The 17,883-nt window shown below is 34.4% G+C and carries 16 protein-coding genes; 5 read left to right on the forward strand and 11 right to left on the reverse strand.

The window, feature by feature from the left end:
• Positions 1–52 precede the first annotated feature (52 nt).
• The 5 genes from KTB61_RS08565 (at position 53) to KTB61_RS08585 (ending at position 4,720) form a co-directional block, all read left to right on the forward strand.
• Entirely contained in the window at positions 53–217 is a 165-nt protein-coding gene (locus KTB61_RS08565; RefSeq protein WP_216697283.1) for a hypothetical protein, read from the forward strand.
• Positions 218–481: 264 nt separating this feature from the next.
• Positions 482–718, forward strand: a complete 237-nt coding sequence (locus tag KTB61_RS08570) for a FeoA family protein (RefSeq protein ID WP_269145778.1) — start codon at positions 482–484, stop codon at positions 716–718.
• Entirely contained in the window at positions 715–2,760 is a 2,046-nt protein-coding gene (gene feoB / locus KTB61_RS08575; RefSeq protein ID WP_075758628.1) for a ferrous iron transport protein B, read from the forward strand. The genes KTB61_RS08570 and feoB overlap by 4 nt, the downstream gene beginning before the upstream one ends.
• 222 nt (positions 2,761–2,982) lie before the next feature.
• On the forward strand, positions 2,983–3,696 hold the full coding sequence (locus KTB61_RS08580; protein WP_216697284.1) for a hypothetical protein: 714 nt from the start codon (positions 2,983–2,985) through the stop codon (positions 3,694–3,696).
• Between the two features lie 25 nt (positions 3,697–3,721).
• Positions 3,722–4,720 carry a glutamate--cysteine ligase family protein gene (locus KTB61_RS08585; RefSeq protein ID WP_216697285.1) on the forward strand — a complete coding sequence of 333 codons (999 nt, stop codon included), beginning with the start codon at positions 3,722–3,724 and terminating at the stop codon, positions 4,718–4,720.
• Between the two features lie 167 nt (positions 4,721–4,887).
• On the opposite strand, the gene KTB61_RS08590 is transcribed toward KTB61_RS08585, so the two are convergent.
• From KTB61_RS08590 to KTB61_RS08640, 11 genes are all read right to left on the reverse strand, one after another.
• The gene (locus KTB61_RS08590) at positions 4,888–6,669 is read right to left on the reverse strand and encodes a serine hydrolase domain-containing protein (protein WP_230973705.1); all 1,782 of its coding nucleotides are present in this window, start codon (positions 6,667–6,669) and stop codon (positions 4,888–4,890) included.
• Positions 6,670–6,804: 135 nt separating this feature from the next.
• Entirely contained in the window at positions 6,805–6,960 is a 156-nt protein-coding gene (locus KTB61_RS08595) for a hypothetical protein (protein WP_192846090.1), read from the reverse strand.
• Between the two features lie 115 nt (positions 6,961–7,075).
• Positions 7,076–7,516 carry a D-aminoacyl-tRNA deacylase gene (gene dtd, locus KTB61_RS08600; RefSeq protein ID WP_075758633.1) on the reverse strand — a complete coding sequence of 147 codons (441 nt, stop codon included), beginning with the start codon at positions 7,514–7,516 and terminating at the stop codon, positions 7,076–7,078.
• 8 nt (positions 7,517–7,524) lie between these two features.
• The gene (locus tag KTB61_RS08605; protein WP_216697287.1) at positions 7,525–8,283 is read right to left on the reverse strand and encodes a tRNA lysidine(34) synthetase; all 759 of its coding nucleotides are present in this window, start codon (positions 8,281–8,283) and stop codon (positions 7,525–7,527) included.
• Between the two features lie 149 nt (positions 8,284–8,432).
• Positions 8,433–9,449, reverse strand: coding sequence for a ketol-acid reductoisomerase (ilvC, locus tag KTB61_RS08610; RefSeq protein WP_216697288.1), 1,017 nt, complete (start codon positions 9,447–9,449; stop codon positions 8,433–8,435).
• Between the two features lie 69 nt (positions 9,450–9,518).
• Complete coding sequence (ilvN, locus tag KTB61_RS08615) at positions 9,519–10,016, reverse strand: acetolactate synthase small subunit (protein WP_075758636.1); 498 nt, start codon at positions 10,014–10,016, stop codon at positions 9,519–9,521.
• Between the two features lie 172 nt (positions 10,017–10,188).
• Positions 10,189–11,289: an LCP family protein gene (locus KTB61_RS08620; protein WP_075758637.1), complete on the reverse strand. Its 1,101-nt coding sequence runs from the start codon at positions 11,287–11,289 to the stop codon at positions 10,189–10,191.
• Between the two features lie 19 nt (positions 11,290–11,308).
• Positions 11,309–12,541, reverse strand: coding sequence for an LCP family protein (locus tag KTB61_RS08625; protein WP_075758638.1), 1,233 nt, complete (start codon positions 12,539–12,541; stop codon positions 11,309–11,311).
• Between the two features lie 102 nt (positions 12,542–12,643).
• Positions 12,644–13,555 (reverse strand): glycosyltransferase, encoded by a 912-nt coding sequence (locus KTB61_RS08630; protein WP_216697289.1) that lies wholly within the window; start codon positions 13,553–13,555, stop codon positions 12,644–12,646.
• 17 nt (positions 13,556–13,572) lie between these two features.
• Entirely contained in the window at positions 13,573–15,822 is a 2,250-nt protein-coding gene (locus KTB61_RS08635) for a DNA gyrase/topoisomerase IV subunit A (RefSeq protein ID WP_216697290.1), read from the reverse strand.
• A gap of 32 nt (positions 15,823–15,854) precedes the next feature.
• Complete coding sequence (locus KTB61_RS08640) at positions 15,855–17,768, reverse strand: DNA gyrase/topoisomerase IV subunit B (RefSeq protein WP_216697291.1); 1,914 nt, start codon at positions 17,766–17,768, stop codon at positions 15,855–15,857.
• Positions 17,769–17,883 lie beyond the last annotated feature (115 nt).

Raw genomic sequence — 17,883 nt, forward strand, 5'->3', positions numbered from 1 at the left:
TAAATCACATGTTTCTGATAAGATAGAACTATCAGAAAGGAGTGATACCTACATGGAGAAACACAACAATCTAACAATTGATGAACTTATGAAAAAAAGTTTAACTTTCGCATTGACAGCAACGCTAATTGCAGGTACATCCAATGTTTCAGTTATAAAAGATAAAATTCAAATCAGTAAGAGTAATCGAGGTACAATTGTTATTCAGCAAAGATAAATATGATGAAAGAAACTGTATTATATTGGACTTTAAGATTCATTTATATTTATAAAAAATCGCAGGGAAGATTATCCTGCGATTTTTTTCATTAGAAACGATTTTGTTACGCTAAAGCGTAAAAGTTATTCCATAAAATAAAAACGCGCTGAACGGATGTCAATAGAATTTTATGTTTTTTTGAAAAAAATTATCAAAAACCTGTCATATTCTGCTATAATAGGATACGGTTAGATAGAACTAATCGGATAGGAGGACAAATAATTGAATGATCAGCTTGAATTGAGTCATGGAAAAATCGGAGGTCAGTACATAATTGAACATATGGATCTGCCTATGAATATAGAAAAACGCCTTGAAGCTCTTGGTATGACTCATGGAACATGTATCTCTATTTTAAACAGCAAAAGTCATGGAGTCTTAATTGTTAAAGTCCGTGGAACACGTTTTGCTTTAGGACGGAATATTACAAGGAACATCCAGGTAAGGAGTGAACAATGAAACAGGATTTAACCATCGGATTTATTGGAAATCCCAATTGCGGGAAAACAACGTTATTTAATGCTTATACAGGTGCTAATTTAAAAGTCGCAAACTGGCCGGGAGTTACTGTTGAGCGAATGGAGGGAGCTATTCGTGATCATGACTTAAGTATTCGGCTTGTGGATCTTCCGGGTACATATAGTCTTACTTCCTATACAATGGAAGAACAGGTTTCCAGACAGTTTATTTTAAGTGATGAAGTAGATGTAATCGTAGATGTGGCAGATGCTTCATCTTTGGAGCGAAATCTCTATCTTACATTACAGTTACTTGAACTTGGAAAACCGGTTGTGCTTGCACTGAATATGATGGATATTGTACAAAAAAGAGGTATGGAGATTGATACACATCGTTTACCGGAAATGCTTGGTATTCCGGTTATCCCGGTTTCTGCCAGAAAACGTACAGGACTGGATACATTACTTCATGCCGCGGCACATCATCAGGGAAGAGGGAAAGCAACTGACAATCTGGTTCATGATCATAAAACAGTTTCACATCATGCCCATGATCATCATTCTGAGTATGCCATGGTTTATTCAGATAAAATTGAAGATAAAATCGATCTGATCATGAATTACATGGAAGAACATTATCCTGGACTGGATAATTATCGCTGGCTGTCAATCAAACAACTGGAAATGGATAAAGAAGTTATGGAAAAATATCCAGTTGATATGCCAGACGTTTTAGATAAGAATTATGAGTCAGAAATTATTAATGAAAAATATGACTTTATTCAGGAAATAATAGATGAAGTATTATTTAATAAAAATCGTCAGGAAGCATTTACAGACAAAGTAGACCGATTACTTACTCATCGTATCTGGAGTATTCCAATTTTCCTTGGTATTATGGCATTGGTATTCTTTTTAACCTTTACCATTGGTGACTGGTTAAAAGGATATTTTGAAGCTGGTCTGGAATATTTTTCAGCAACCGTTTCTCAGGCGTTAACATCAATAAAAGTCAGTGCCATGCTTCAATCATTGATTGTAGATGGGATTATTTCCGGAGTAGGAGGGATATTGACGTTTCTCCCTAATATTTTTATTTTATTCCTTGCCCTTGCATTTCTTGAAGACAGCGGATATATGTCAAGAGTTGCTTATGTAATGGATGGAATTATGGGGAAATTAGGTTTATCCGGAAGGGCATTTATTCCTATGATTTTAGGATTTGGATGTACTGTTCCTGCAATTATGGCATCAAGAGCTTTGGAAAATCCAAGAGATCGATATAAAGTCATGCTTATCACTCCATTTATGAGCTGTAGTGCAAGACTTCCAATCTATATTTTATTTGCAGGAGTATTTTTCCCGGAGCATGCGATGATTGTATCATATTCTATGTATTTAATTGGATTAGTGGTGGCAATTATTATTGCTGCAATTATACACTTGATTGATCGAAAAAGCAGTCCAAATTATTTACTGATTGAATTGCCTGAATATAAAGCACCAAGTGCAAGAACCATTGCAATCTATGTATGGGAAAAAGTTAAAGATTATTTAACAAAAGCCGGAACTACCATTTTTATCGCTTCCATTATTATGTGGTTTATATTAAACTTCGGTGCAAATGGCTACACTACGAATATGGCAACAAGTTTCGGTGCCTCCATCGGAAAAATTCTTGTCCCATTTTTCGCACCAATCGGGTTAGGTATATGGCAGATTGCAGTAGCATTGATTGCCGGAATATCTGCAAAAGAAGTAGTTGTATCAAGTTGCGCTGTATTATTTGGAATTCCAAATATTAATTCAGGAGAAGGTATGCTACAGTTCGCAGACGTTCTGGGAAATCTGGGATTTGAATCATTAAATGCATTTTGTCTGATGGTATTTTGTCTTTTATACATACCATGTGCAGCAACACTTGCAACAATAAGAAAAGAGGCAGGAAGTACCAGATGGATGGTATTTGCAGCGTGCTTCCAGTTAGCAACTGCATGGATTTTAACATTTTTAATCTATCAGATTGGTAATATAATTTTATAAAATTTTCGTTTATCAGGAAATTTATCATATATGAATATAACCAGGTTTTTTGTAATATAAAATCCTGGTTATATCTTTTTTTTATACCAAATTCTAAGAAAAAAGTATAATCTTTGGATTTTTTTCATTATTGACATAAACTATCCGTAGAAATATAATATCATATATCATATTTTACATGTGGGAAATATATGGAATTTACAAAAAAGGGAGGAGATAAAAATGGATGAAAATTTCTTTAAAGGAGAATTGGGATTGGAAAAGGAGTCCCTTCGAGTAGATGCTTATGGATTTCTCCCAAAGACAAAACATCCTTTTCCTAATCATCCAAACATCGAACGGAATTTTTGTGAAAATCAAATAGAGATTATAACTGATGTTTTCTACAGTATACCAGAAGTTTACCAGCAGCTTTTAAGTATCCAGCAATTTATATTAAAGGAATTAGCTAATTTAAATACAGGGCCTGAATTTTTATGGCCATTTTCAAATCCACCTTATATTAGAAATGAAGATGATATTCATATTGCAACCTATAGTAATCATTGGAAGACAAAAGAAGAATATCGTAAATATCTTGCAAAAAAATATGGGAAAAGAAAAATGCTGTTTTCTGGCATTCATTTTAATTTTTCTTTTGAATCGACTTTTCTAGAATCCCAATTTAAATCAAGTGCTTATGAATCTTTTTTTGAATACAAAAACCAATTATACCTTAATCTTGCAAAAAAAATAACTCAATATGCATGGTTATTAGTATATTTAACATCTGCCAGTCCTGTAGCTGATGGATCCCTCATAAATGATGAGAGTATAGGAAAAGATCTTAAAGGGGAGTATGCATCGTTTCGATGCAGTGAAATTGGATACTGGAATTCATTTGTGCCGATCCTAAACTATACAGAAATATTATCGGTTCCTTCAAAAAAAATTTAACCAGAACCAGCATAGATTAACTGGAATGGGTGTAAATCCTTATCGCATCTATAACCATAACGTACCAATTCCAAATGGTCGTTATCGTATGTTATTTCATCATCTTGGTTCTTATAAAAAATATCAGCTTCCAATGTATTTTCATGATTATCCGGAATTTGGAACATTTTCAAGTGCATCTCAAGTACAATTGGATATTTCTTACGATAAACTATTGGAAACTTTAGAAGCCTTTTCAAAATTAGAGCCAATAAAAGCTTTACTTTTTTCCAACTCCGTTTTGCTAGATTCACCATTTAGTGATTTACTTTGCTGCCGGGATATGTTTTGGGAACAAAGTACACATGGCATAAATCCGCATAATATTGGAATGTATGACTGCAGTCTGGAATCCATAGATGATTTATTGGCTTATATTGAATCAACGAGTATTTATTGTTTGGAAAGAGATGGAAAATATATTAATTTTTCACCGATTCGCATTATGGAATATTTTAAACAATCAGAGGTGACAGGCGAATATTTTGATGGAAATCAGTATCGAGAAATTCAGATTATACCTAGGATAGAAGATATCAACTATTTAAGAACCTTTAAATTTGAAGATTTAACTTTTCGGGGAACTGTGGAATTTAGAAGTGTATGTTGTCAGCCAATTCAGGATTGCATGACAGTATCAGCGTTTCATCTGGGGCTTAAAAACCATGTAGAAGAGCTGAATTCAATTTTACAAAACGATCATGTTCTTTATTACAAAGGTTATACAGCAACAGAACTGCGGAAAATGTTAGTTAAACGGGAACTTCCTGATTTTGTATGCCAAGATCAATTATATACTTTGGCAGAAAAAATTGTAGATTTATCCAAAAAAGGATTGAAACAGCGAGGATTTCATGAAGAAGTATTTCTGAATCCACTATATGAAAAAATTCAAAATCATACAAATCCGGCAAAAGTGATGTTAGAACATATAGAACAAGGTGGAAACCTGGAAAGTGTAATTGAATCTTATGGAAAGTTATAGTAAATATGTAATTTTCCTCAATCTATAATTTAAATCGGTATTTTGCGTATAGATTGATTTATCTATTTATAGATCTCTTCTTACACTGTATTTTATCTTGTATGGGAACAAACCTTATATTATATTTTTATAATAAAGTTTGCTCCCATCTTTCTTTTTATAAATATCTATTCTGTTTCTTCTACAGGCATTCCGGTGGTTACTGGTTCAATTGTTTGTTTAATAATTTTTGTAAATATAGATGCCAGATTTTTTCCATGAATGCCTGATAAAATCGGATGTTCAGTAATGGATCCGGCAACAGATTCCAGACCCTCTAAAATCAATTCAGCTCCAGGAGATTCCATCCATTGGATTTCCAGCTGCTTCATATCTGAATCATTCCAGAAAAACTTTATGATCCTGTTGGAAGCCTCTTCCAAAAATGCAATGTTCAACTTTAATACTGTCCGATCGTCTTCGTCTTTCGTTGCCTGTACCATAGCAGCTACACGATAAATTTCGCCTTTAAGGTTCAATTCTGTTTCTTTCCAGCATAGAATTCCAGCATAAATTGTGTGAGTAAATTCTCCATCTTTTAACTGTATACAAAATTTGTCTTCTGTTTTCATAAAATGAATCATGGAAATTCCTTCTTCAAAATTATTATGAACTACCTGAAGCATTAAAGGAAACAAACTTACGCTGGTATCATTTAATTTATAAGATCTTCCATATAGTTTTCGTATGAGAGCTTCTGTATTTTTTTTCTTATTATTCCATTTTTTCCAACAAGACCATCCATCTTTATAGATTTTAGGCTTCTGCTCTCTCTCCTCCAGTTTTTCTATTTTTTTCTGAAGTTTATGATAAGTATATTTATAATACATCATACTATGATTCTTTGTTATTTCATCTTTTGCAAATATATTATGGATAATGTCTAACATTTCGCATTTTTGAAACAATACACTGTTTCCTGCGTTGGTTACAATTATCATTTGAATATCAGGATATATGAGAACATTTTGACCAAGCATACCATTAAAAACATAGCTGCCTGATCGTTTTCCCATCCATATCTGATAACCATAACCACCAAAACCCATTTCAGAAGGAACCTGGGTTTTAGGACTTGTGGCTTCTTCTATCCATTCCTTAGAAATAATCTGAGTATTATCCCACTTTCCTTTTTGCAGAAAAAGCTGTCCTATTTTTCCAGCATCTTCCGGACATATAAATAATCCCCATCCGCCTTTTGTAATTCCTTTGGGACATGTTTCCCAAAAGACATTGGTTATTCCCAATGGTGCCCACAATCTTTTTCTTAGATATTCCATCATGGTTTCCCCTGTAATTTCTGATACAATGGCTGATAGCATATAGCTATTCATACTGTTGTATTCAAATTGACTTCCGGGTGTGAACTTTACAGATGATTCTAAGAATCCTTTAACCCAATCATTTCCTGTTACTGCTCCAGCTTCATTAAAAGACACTCCACTGGTCATGGTAAGAAGATGTTTTACGGTAATGTCTCTTTGACGAAAAATTGTCATAAAATTCTTCTGACGTTTAAAGATATCCACCAGTCTGTCATCAACATGAAGCTTTCCTTCATCTATCAGCATACCTATAGCGATTCCTGTAATACTTTTGCATAACGAATAGGAAGCATGCCATAGGTTTCTTGTATATGGTGCAAAACCACATTCTGTGATAATCTTTCCGTTTTTTATGATCATTAGCTGATGCATATGTGTATGACTGCTCTCTGATAACTGATCCAATAAATCTATTATGCTTTTTGGTGAAATTCCTTGTGAATAAGGAGTTGCCCTTGGAAAAGCTTCATTTTGTGAAAATTGCGGATATACAGGTTTTTGAGGAAAATAATCTACTTTGCTGATTTCTTTTGTATTCCTGCTGATTAGATTCCATATAAATTCTAAAATTGGCTTTTGTTCCATTGCCACATACTTCTCCTCTTTTATCTTCCTAAAAAGTCTCTATAGATTAACAAAAGAAACATTTTCCTTTACTTATCCCAGTATTGGAAAATGTTTCTTACTTTAATTCTTTTTAAATACATTTACTGATGATGTTTAGAAACTAATTCGATTCTTCTTTCTTAATAAATTAGCTCCGGTTACAATTAAAATGATTCCTGAAACGATCCCAAAAGTAATTGACAGTACTCCTAAAGCAATATTTCCTGCGCCTGATCTTTTCATCGTCAAATAAACTTTTTCCATATCCATGGCCTTACCTCCATTTTTTTATGTTATTTCTTTTACTATACAACGTAATGAAATGAGATACAAGGAATAAAAGATTATTTTTTGGTGTCCTGGTATTTAAAATATTCAGCCTCTATTACAGATTCTCCAGAAGAATAGTGAAAGGACCATCGTTTACCAGGGAAACTTTCATATCTGCACCAAAACTTCCTGTTTCTACAACAGAAAGTTTCTGTTTGCATTCAGCAATCATATATTCATATAAATCTTCTGCATGTTCAGGATCTCCTGCTTCAATAAAACTTGGACGATTACCTTTCTTACAGTTGGCATATAGTGTAAACTGAGAAACCAGCAAAAGCTGTCCATCTACATCTTTAAGAGAAAGATTTGTTTTCCCATTTTCATCCTCAAAAATGCGAAGCCCCAGCATTTTTTTAATATATTTATCAGCAGTATCCTTCGTATCATTCTGTCCTATTCCTATAAAAACCAGAAACCCCTTTTCGATTTGACCGATAACTTTTTTATCTACTGTAACAGAAGCTTCAGTTACTCTTTGTATTACTAGTTTCATATAATCTATTATTCCTCTCTTTTGCTTTTTGTTCGAATTCTTGGGGGATTTTTTTCAGGCCATCCTTGTAAATTTCCATCAATAATGGCTTTAAACATATGAGCTTTTGCACCAGGATGATCTCTATCAAGCTGCTTAACAAGATCTTTTGCATATTCTCTCTTGGTATATCCATCCATTGGACAAGGACTTTTTGCAACCGGCAGTTCCATTTTATGCTGAAATCCAATAATATCTTCCTCGTCCATATACATTAATGGACGTATAACCGTTAAGTCCATACGATCCAGATAGGTCACGGGAGAAAAACAATGAATTCTGCTTTCGAAAATCATGGACATTAAAACAGTCTCTACCATATCATTTTTATGGTGCCCATAAGCAACCTTATTGCATCCTAATTCTTTAATCTTTTCATTTAATGCGCCTTTACGCATTTTTGCACAAAGAGAACAAGGATTCGTTTCTTTTCTACGTTTAAATACAATATCTGCTATTTCTGTAGAAACTACAGTATATTCTACATTTAATTTTCTGCACAAATCTTTGATTTTATCCAAATCAAAATTTCCAAATCCAAGATCTACGGTAATTGCATGAATATCGAACTTATTTGGATAAAATATTCTTAAATGTGCTAATGCATATAACAAAGTTAAACTGTCCTTTCCACCAGAAATCCCGACAGCGATTTTATCTCCTTCCTGAATCATTCCATAATCATCAACTGCTTTTCTGACACGGCTTAAAACTTGCTGTAATTTCAATCTTCTTTCCTCCTTCGTTTCCTATTTATCGTATCATATAGAAGAAAGGAGTTCAATCACATAAAGAAATTGATTAATGATGTAAATAATAAATATATATTATAAAAGCCCGAATTAAAATTCGGGCTTTTATGTATCGTATACCAAAATTAGTTGTTGATTAATTTATCTTCATTACTCCAGCTGTATAATTTACGTACTTCTTCTCCAACTACTTCTGATGGATGTTCTGCAGCTAATTTTCTCATAGCTTTAAAGTGTACCTGTGATCCGGCATCTGACATATCTAATAAGAAGTCTTTTGCAAATGTTCCATCCTGAATATCAGTAAGAATCTGTTTCATTGCTTTCTTAGTATCTTCTGTAATGATCTTTGATCCTGTAATGTAGTCACCATATTCTGCTGTGTTGGAAATAGAGTATCTCATTCCTGCAAATCCTGACTGGTAGATCAGATCAACGATCAGTTTCATTTCATGGATACATTCAAAGTATGCATTTCTTGGATCATATCCAGCTTCTACTAATGTTTCGAAACCTGCCTGCATTAATGCACAAACTCCACCACAAAGTACTGCCTGTTCTCCGAAAAGGTCTGTTTCTGTTTCTGTTCTGAAAGTTGTTTCAAGAACACCAGCTCTTGCTCCACCGATTCCAAGTGCATAAGCAAGTGCCAGATCCAGAGCTTTACCTGTAGCATCCTGTTCAACAGCTACTAAACAAGGAACACCTTTACCAACCTGGTATTCACTTCTTACAGTATGTCCAGGTCCTTTAGGAGCGATCATAGTTACGTCAACATCTTTTGGAGGTGTGATACATCCAAAGTGAATGTTGAAACCGTGAGCAAACATTAACATGTTTCCAGCTTCCAGATTTGGTTCGATGGATTCTTTGTATAATTTTGCCTGTTTTTCATCATTAATCAGGATCATGATAATATCAGCTTTTTTAGCAGCCTCTGCAGAAGTATAAACTTCAAATCCCTGTTTTTCAGCTTTTTCCCAGGATCTGCTTCCTTCATACAGACCAATGATTACGTTACATCCAGATTCTTTTAAGTTAAGGGCATGTGCGTGTCCCTGACTTCCATAACCGATGATAGCGATGGTTTTTCCATCTAAAAGTGATAAGTTACAGTCTTCTTGATAATAAATCTTTGCCATTTTTTTGCTACCTCCATTTTTTGGCTTTATAGTAAGGGCAAATTATCCCTGTACTGTCATAATTAATCATTACATTGTTGCAGGATTATCTTCACCTCTTGTTAAACCAGTCATACCTGTTCGAACAATTTCAATAATCTCAAAATCTTCAATCAGATTAATAAATGCTTCAATTTTGTTAACATTACCTGTTAATTCAATTATTAAGCTGTCTTTGGCAACATCAACAACTTTTGCTCTGAAAATATCAGCAATTGTAATGATTTCCTGTTTTTCAGCTTTTGAAGCTCTGACTTTTGCTAAGATTAGTTCTCTGCAAACAGATTCATTACTTTTTAATTCATAAATCTTCACTACATCTTCCAGTTTTGAAATCTGATTTTTGATCTGCATCAAAATCATATCATCTCCACTGACAGCAATAGTCATTCTGGTAAACTTCTCATCCTGCGTTGTACATGCTGTAATACTGTCGATGTTATAACCTCTTCGTGTAAATAAACCGGAAACACGGCTTAATACACCGGGAGTGTTCTCTACTAATATAGAAAGAACTATCTGTTTCATACTGCACATTCCTTTCTGTATACCTCTGTATTGCATGTATACAGGGTATCTATAACTTTTTTTATTCTACCAATTCTACCTATATGTGTCAAGAAATAATCCTGCGCTACAAGATTCTACATAAAAAATTCATTTTAATATTTTTTTGTGTATTTTCATTCACTTTATTATACTATTTTTGTTTTTCAGTGGTACTAGATTCTTCAAAAATGCTTCCTGCATCTTCTTCCGCACGGTTACTGTCATAATGAGAATCATATCCAAAAGTCTCAATAGCATCTGTTCCACCATAATTTTTAGCAAAGTCCTGCTGTTTTCCCTGGTTAAACATAAAATATTTCAAAGCTTCCTGATTTGCTTTAAAGTTTACAAAAAACACAAACATTCCACTTTGTGCATTGCCAGGTTTATATGTATTCTCAATAGGAATTCTCAGCTGATCTATCTCTGTTGTTCCCATTTTTGCAACATTATAGATAAGTTTTTTTAGATAAGTGGCATCTATATCTGTGGAAACATCACCTAATGCATCTATTGCAATATCTAAAACATTCAGAGGATTCTGCTGAAGCATTTTATTAAAAGTTGCCTGCATGACAGCTCTTTGTCTTCCGGTACGTCCAAATTCTCCTACCCCGTATTTTTCAGAAGTGACATAGCGCACACGGGCATATCCCAGAGCCTGGTTTCCATTGAGAGTCTGTTTTCCGGCTTTAACATTACGATATTTTTTCTTGGAAATATAATTGGTTGAATTTAGATATTCTGCCTCTTTTTCCTCTAGTGTCATTTCAATGCCGCCTAATCGGTTGATAACCTTTTCGAAAGCTGATAAATCTACTACACAGAATTTATCAATTTTTATATTAAAGTTTTGGGCAAGAGTATCATAAAGCAACTGTTCTCCACCAAAAGCATACGCTGCATTTAGTTTATTTTTCCCATGATCTGGAATCTCAACATACATATCTCTTAAAAAAGAGGTGATTTTCAATTCCTTGGTTTTAAAATTCACTGTAGCAACCATCATACTATCAGAACGTCCATGGTCACCCTCTTCAGCACCTTGTGCACCATGATCAGAACCAATCAGAAGAATATTAACAACGTCTTTATCAAAATTCAGGTTTTCCTTATTTTCTGAAGTATCCAATTTTTTTCCAGGTTCAATCGCTGCCTCAAGTTTTGCATCGTAATAGCCAAGTCCACCACCCAATGTCAATGCAATTACCAGGAAAATACTAAATATAATAGTAAATTTCTTTGAAAACATATTTTATACTTCCTTTTCCTTATTCAGCTTCTGTTGCAGGTGCTTCTGTAGCTGGGGCAGCTGTTGTAGGTGCTTCCGTGGTTGGAGCAGCTGTTGTAGCTTTCGGTCTTGAGGTTGTGGTTGATTTTGAGGTGCTTGTGGATTCACTTCGAGTACTCTGTGTACTGCTGGTACTTCTTGTCTGGGAAGTATTATATGATGTTGAATCACTGTTAGAGGAACCTCCTGATGAAGAAGAATAACCTGAATATCCAAAGGTTTCAACTCCTGAAACTCCTCCATATTCTTTTGCCCAGTCTTCTTCTGTTCCTTTGTTAAACAGGAAATATTCTAATGCAGCTTTATTGGCATCAAAATTAATGAAGAAAACAAACATATTATTCTGTGCACGTCCCATTTTATAAGTGCTTTCCAGTGGAACTCTTAGCTGATCAATCTCTGTGGTTCCCATTTGGGCTACCTTAAGCACCAGACTTTTTAAATATTTTGCTGACATGTCTGTGGAGACATCGTTCAGTGCATCTAAAGCAATATTAGCTATCGTAACAGGATTTTGCTCCAGTACCTTATTAAGTGCTGCCTGCAAAACAGCTCTCTGTCTTCCCGTACGTCCAAAGTCTCCATCACCATATTTTTTAGAAACAACGTAACGTATACGGGCATATCCCAGAGCCTGATTTCCATTGAGGGTCTGTTTTCCGGCTTTAACATTGCGATATTTTTTCTTGGAAATATAGTTGGTTGAGTTAAGATATTCAGCCTCTTTTTCCTCTAATGTAATTTCCACACCACCAACTTTATTGATAACTTTTTCAAATGTTGAAAAGTCAACAACACAATAATGATCAATCTTTATTCCAAAATTCTTTGCAATAGTCTGATATAAAAGATTTACTCCTCCATATGCGTAGGCTGCATTCAGTTTATCATGACCATGTCCTGGGATTTCTACATACATATCACGCATCAGAGATGTTAATTTTAATTCTTTTGTTTTTAGATTTGCTGTTCCAATCATAATACTATCAGAACGTCCATGATCACCTTTGATTGCTCCATGGTCTGAACCAACAAGTAAAACATTGATAACATCTGCATCTGAAAGCAGATCACCTTCATTTTCAACAGTCAGTTTCTTTTCCTGGTTTACAGATGCTTCCAGACGAGCATCATAGTATCCCAAAATGCCTCCGGCAGCGATTCCAATAATTAGAAATATACTTAAAATTATCTTAAATTGTTTGATCCTCATTTGTGTCCTCCTAAAACTATCTACTAATAGTTAATTATTATACCATATAAACCGGGAAATCAATAGATGATTTTATTAAGTTTTCATGAAGAACGTGTGTCCTTATGATTCCCAATAGGTAGGATTCATTGTTAATTTTAATATCAGCCATTGCGGAAGTTCATGATAATTTCTTCCAAGCTTGAATCCTATATACTTACATCCTGTATGGATAATATATTTTGGAATGAGATATGCTTTACCTTTTGACAACAAATGTTTTAACGTTGAAATTACCATTTTAATACCTTCAGATTCGGATTTGACTTTTAAAAACAGTCCTCCATAATCCACCTGAGATACTGCCAGATCAAAATTTCTATGCAGCTGTTCCATTGCTTTGTAGTCATGCCAATGCCAAACTGCTGCATCAGCGACATAGGCAATTGCTTTTCCAGCTTCGATCATTTTAGATGCCATGATCATATCTTCATTGAATATTGTTTTGTGAATAAAACCACCCATAGCATCATAATCACTTTTTCTATAGGCACTACATACATTAGAGCAAAAAAATGTTTTAATTCCCAAAGTATCTAAATCATCTATAGTCTTTAATCTGCTTTCAGATGGATAATTGAAAATTCTGGTATAGTACTCAATATAGTTTTTTCTGGCATCTGCAAGTTGTCGCCCATATGCTGCGCCAACCTGAGAGTTTTCAAAAGCTTTTACCAGGTTTTCTACCACGTGTTTATCTTTTGGAATAGCATCGTCTGTCATAAACATAAGAATATCTGCATTGGATAAGGATGCTCCATAATCTCTGGTTTTTCCATGATCAAAATCTTTTTTTTCAATATGGTGAACTTCTACATTATCATATTCCTCAATCCATTGCTCATGGAAATACTCTTTTTCCGTATTAATGATAATAATTCGATCAGGTCTACGAGTTTGTACAGACAATCTTCGAAGAGATTCTTTAAATTTCTCTCCTGGTTTATAAGTTGGAATAATCAGATCAACTTTCATACATTTGTCATCCTTTCTTATCGTCGGATTTTAGAACCTTTTGTATCTCGTTTAGCAAGCTTTAATTTGTTAAACTCTAATTTTTTCTTTTTATATATGATAGAATTAATATTTTCGATTCCCATGACATAAATATTTGTTATTTCATCATCTTGTAACAATTTCATTCCACGCACACCTAAAGCACCTTTTTTCTTTGTAGGAATTTCATTGAGCAAGAATTTCAGAAAAATGCCTTCTTTTGTTTGAAGGACGATTTTTTCTTCAGGATCTGCTGCAGCTACCGGCACAACTGCAATAAGTTCATCTTCTGATAATTTTGTTGCAGTAACGGTTCTTTTTGTAACCTTAAATTCACTTCCGTCTACAATTTTAAGCATACTTTTTGCCGTTGCAAACAACAGTTTCTCATGAATAATATTTTCTGCAGCTATTACGGTGACAATAGATTCTTTCGAACTGTCATAATTTCCAAGATTATCAATAGGTGTACCCTTATCTCTATATTTTCCAGCTGGAATATCCAAAGCTTTTATCTGATGCATAGTTCCCTGATTTGTAAAAAAACAAATTTTATCTGTATTCATACATGGCACAATGTATTTATAATCTTTCACCACATTTTCTTTATTTCTTTCATAAGTCGCTTTATCAAAAGTCTTGGAATACCCAAACCGATCCATTACAAAGTAAATCTGCTCCTCTTTTAATGGTGCTTCCACATACACAGCTTCTTTTCCATTTTCAATAAGGGTCTTTCTTGGACGGGAAAATTCTTTTTTTATTGCATCAAGCTCTTTTCTGATTACCTTCTTCATGGAAGCTGGATTCTCAAGAATATCCTCATATTCTTCTATTTTAGCAAGAATTTCTTTATATTCTTCCTGGAGAGCAAGAATTTCCAGACCAATCAATCGATATAATTTCAAGTCAAGGATTGCTGTTGCCTGTTTATCTGTAAATTTAAGTTTTGTAGCTTCTATCATAGAATCTGAAGATTTAAATCGGATGTTTCCAGTGTCTCCTTTTGTCAGACATGCCTTTACTTCTTTCTGATTCTGGCTTCCGCGGATAATCTCAATAATAAGATCAATCATATCACATGCTTTGATTAAACCTTCTTTAATTTCACGTTGCTCATATAATTTGTTCAGTAATGTAAGATATTTTCTTCTATTAACCTCATAATGAAATTCTGTATGATGAACAATAATATCTCTAAGGCTTAAAGTTTCAGGTTTACCATCTACGATTGCCAGCATATTAACTCCAAATGTGTCTTCCAGCTTTGTTTTTTTATACAGGAGATTTTTCAGGCGTTCAATATCTGTACCTTTTTTTAGTTCCAGAACAATCCGAATACCATCCTTTGATGATTCATTGGAAATATCAATAATATCTGTGGTCTTCTTTGTTTCAATCAGACCTACTACATCTGACAAAAATTTTGAAATATTATTTCCAATCATAGTATATGGTATCTCAGTGATAACCAGTTTATCTTTTTCTCCTCTTTTTTTCCCAGGTTCAAAAACAATTTTTCCTCTTAATTTCAGTTTACCAGTACCTGAGGAATAAATATCAAGTAATTCTTTTTTATTTACTACAAGACCTCCTGTTGGAAAATCCGGACCGGGAAGATATTCCATAAGTTCTTCATTGGTAATACTTTCTTTTTTCATATAAGCTTTTACAGCATCTACCACTTCTCCAAGATTATGAGGTGGAATGCTGGTCGTCATTCCTACAGCAATTCCATCAGCTCCATTTATGAGGAGATTCGGTATTTTAACTGGAAGCACTTCTGGTTCTTTTTCTGTTTCATCAAAATTAGAGACAAAATCCACAACATTTTTATCTAAATCTGCCAGATAAGCTTCCTGCGTAATTTTTTGAAGTCTTGCTTCTGTATAACGCATAGCAGCTGCTCCGTCACCCTCTATAGAACCAAAATTTCCGTGACCATCAACCAGTGGAAGCCCCTTTTTAAAATCCTGGGACATTACAACAAGTGATTCATAAATAGAGCTGTCTCCATGGGGGTGATATTTACCCATAGTATCTCCAACAATTCTTGCAGATTTTCTATGAGGTCTGTCGTATCGAAGCCCAAGCTCATTCATTGCATACAATACACGTCGTTGTACGGGTTTCAAACCGTCTCTTGCATCTGGAAGTGCTCTGGAGCAGATAACGCTCATGGCATAATCAATATAAGATTTTTGCATCACTTCAGAAAATTCTGCTTTTATAATCTGTTCTGACATAACAATTCCTTTCTGATCATATTACAAAAAGACTAGATATCTAAAGTTGCATCATTTGCATTTTCATAAATAAACTGTCTTCTTGGCGGAACATCACTTCCCATAAGCATGGAAGTAACATCGGATGCCATTCGTGCATCTTCTATCTCAATCTGTTTTAATGTTCTTGTTTCAGGATTTAATGTTGTTTCCCATAGCTGCTGGGCATCCATTTCTCCAAGGCCCTTATATCTCTGTAATGTAAAGGACCCTTTCTGTCTGGCACGATATTTTGCCAGTGCTGCATCATCATACAAATACATTTCCTGTCCTTTTTTAGGGATTGCTTTATAAAGAGGAGGTGTTGCCAGATAAATATGTCCATGAGAAATCAGTTCTGGCATAAATCGATAAAAGAATGTTAATAGGAGGGTTGCAATATGCGCACCATCTACATCAGCATCCGTCATGATAATAATCTTATGATAACGTAATTTACTGATATCAAAATCGTTCCCATAACCTTCTGAAAATCCACACCCAAATGAATTGATCATTGTTTTAATTTCTGCATTTGCCAGTACTTTATCCATAGTTGCTTTTTCAACATTTAATATCTTACCTCTGATTGGAAGAATGGCTTGAGTTTTCCTATTTCTGGCTGTTTTGGCTGATCCGCCTGCGGAATCTCCTTCCACAATAAAAATCTCACATTCCTGTGGTTTACGGCTTTCACAATTGGAAAGCTTTCCGTTACTATCGATAGATAGTTTCTGTTTTACAAGCATATTTGTTTTGGCTTTTTCTTCTGCTTTACGGATTTTGGCAGATTTTTCTGCACATGCAAGTACTTTTTTTAAGGTATCCAGATTTTTATCAAAAAACAGGACAGCTTCTTCTCCGGTTATTTCCCCTACAGCTTTTCCTGCATCAGGATTATCAAGTTTGGTCTTTGTCTGACCTTCAAATCTTGGGTCTGGATGTTTTACAGATATAATAGCTGTCATTCCATTTCTAACGTCTGTTCCCGTAAAATTGGCATCCTTGTCCTTCAGTATTCCGATTTCTCTTGCATATTGATTCATTACAGCTGTAAACTTAGCTTTAAAACCTGTTATATGAGTACCACCTTCAATGGTGTAAATATTATTACAAAATCCTAAAATATTTTCTCCAAATTCTTCTGTATATTGAAAAGCTATTTCTGCCTCGATTCCATCAACTGTTCTCTTAAAATAAATAGGTTTATGAAGGACATTCTTTCCTTCATTCATTTTCTTTACATAAGCACAGATTCCTTCTGGTTCATGATAATCAACAGTAGTTTCTTCACCTTTTCTTCGATTAATATAATGAATTGTTAGCATTGGATTCAAGTATGCTGTCTCATGAAGACGATTTCGTACCATTGCAGCTTTAAAGTAGGTTTTATCAAAAATTTCCGGATCCGGCAGAAATTGTACTTTAGTTCCTGTATCTGATTTCCGGCATGATCCTATGACTTTAAGCGGACTTATTATTTTACCTTGTGCATATTTTTGCTGAAACACTTTTCCATCTTGTTTTATGGTAACTGTAAGCCATGTAGACAGAGCATTTACAACAGATGCTCCCACTCCATGGAGCCCTCCGGAAATCTTATATCCGCCATCACCAAACTTTCCGCCGGCATGAAGCATAGTAAATACCATCTCTACTGCAGGCATTCCGGTTTTCTCATTTATTCCAACAGGAATTCCACGTCCATTATCTGATATTACAGCTGTGCCATCATCTTCCAGTGACACGGTAATATCATCACAATATCCTGCAAGAAATTCATCAACTGCATTATCAACTATTTCATATATTAAATGATTCAGACCTTTTGTAGAAACACTCCCTATATACATACCGGGACGCTTCCTTACAGCTTCCAATCCTTCCAGAACAGAAATACTGTTGGCATCGTATGTATTCTTTACCATTTTAGATAACTCTCCTCCTCACTACTAAAAAAGTAATTTTCAATAGTTTATCATAGAAATTTTAGATTGACAAACCGATGATTATAATCGACTCAAGTTGACATTATACCTCAAA

This window comes from Anaerostipes faecalis (assembly GCF_018982945.1).
Taxonomy (GTDB): Bacteria; Bacillota; Clostridia; order Lachnospirales; family Lachnospiraceae; genus Anaerostipes; species Anaerostipes faecalis.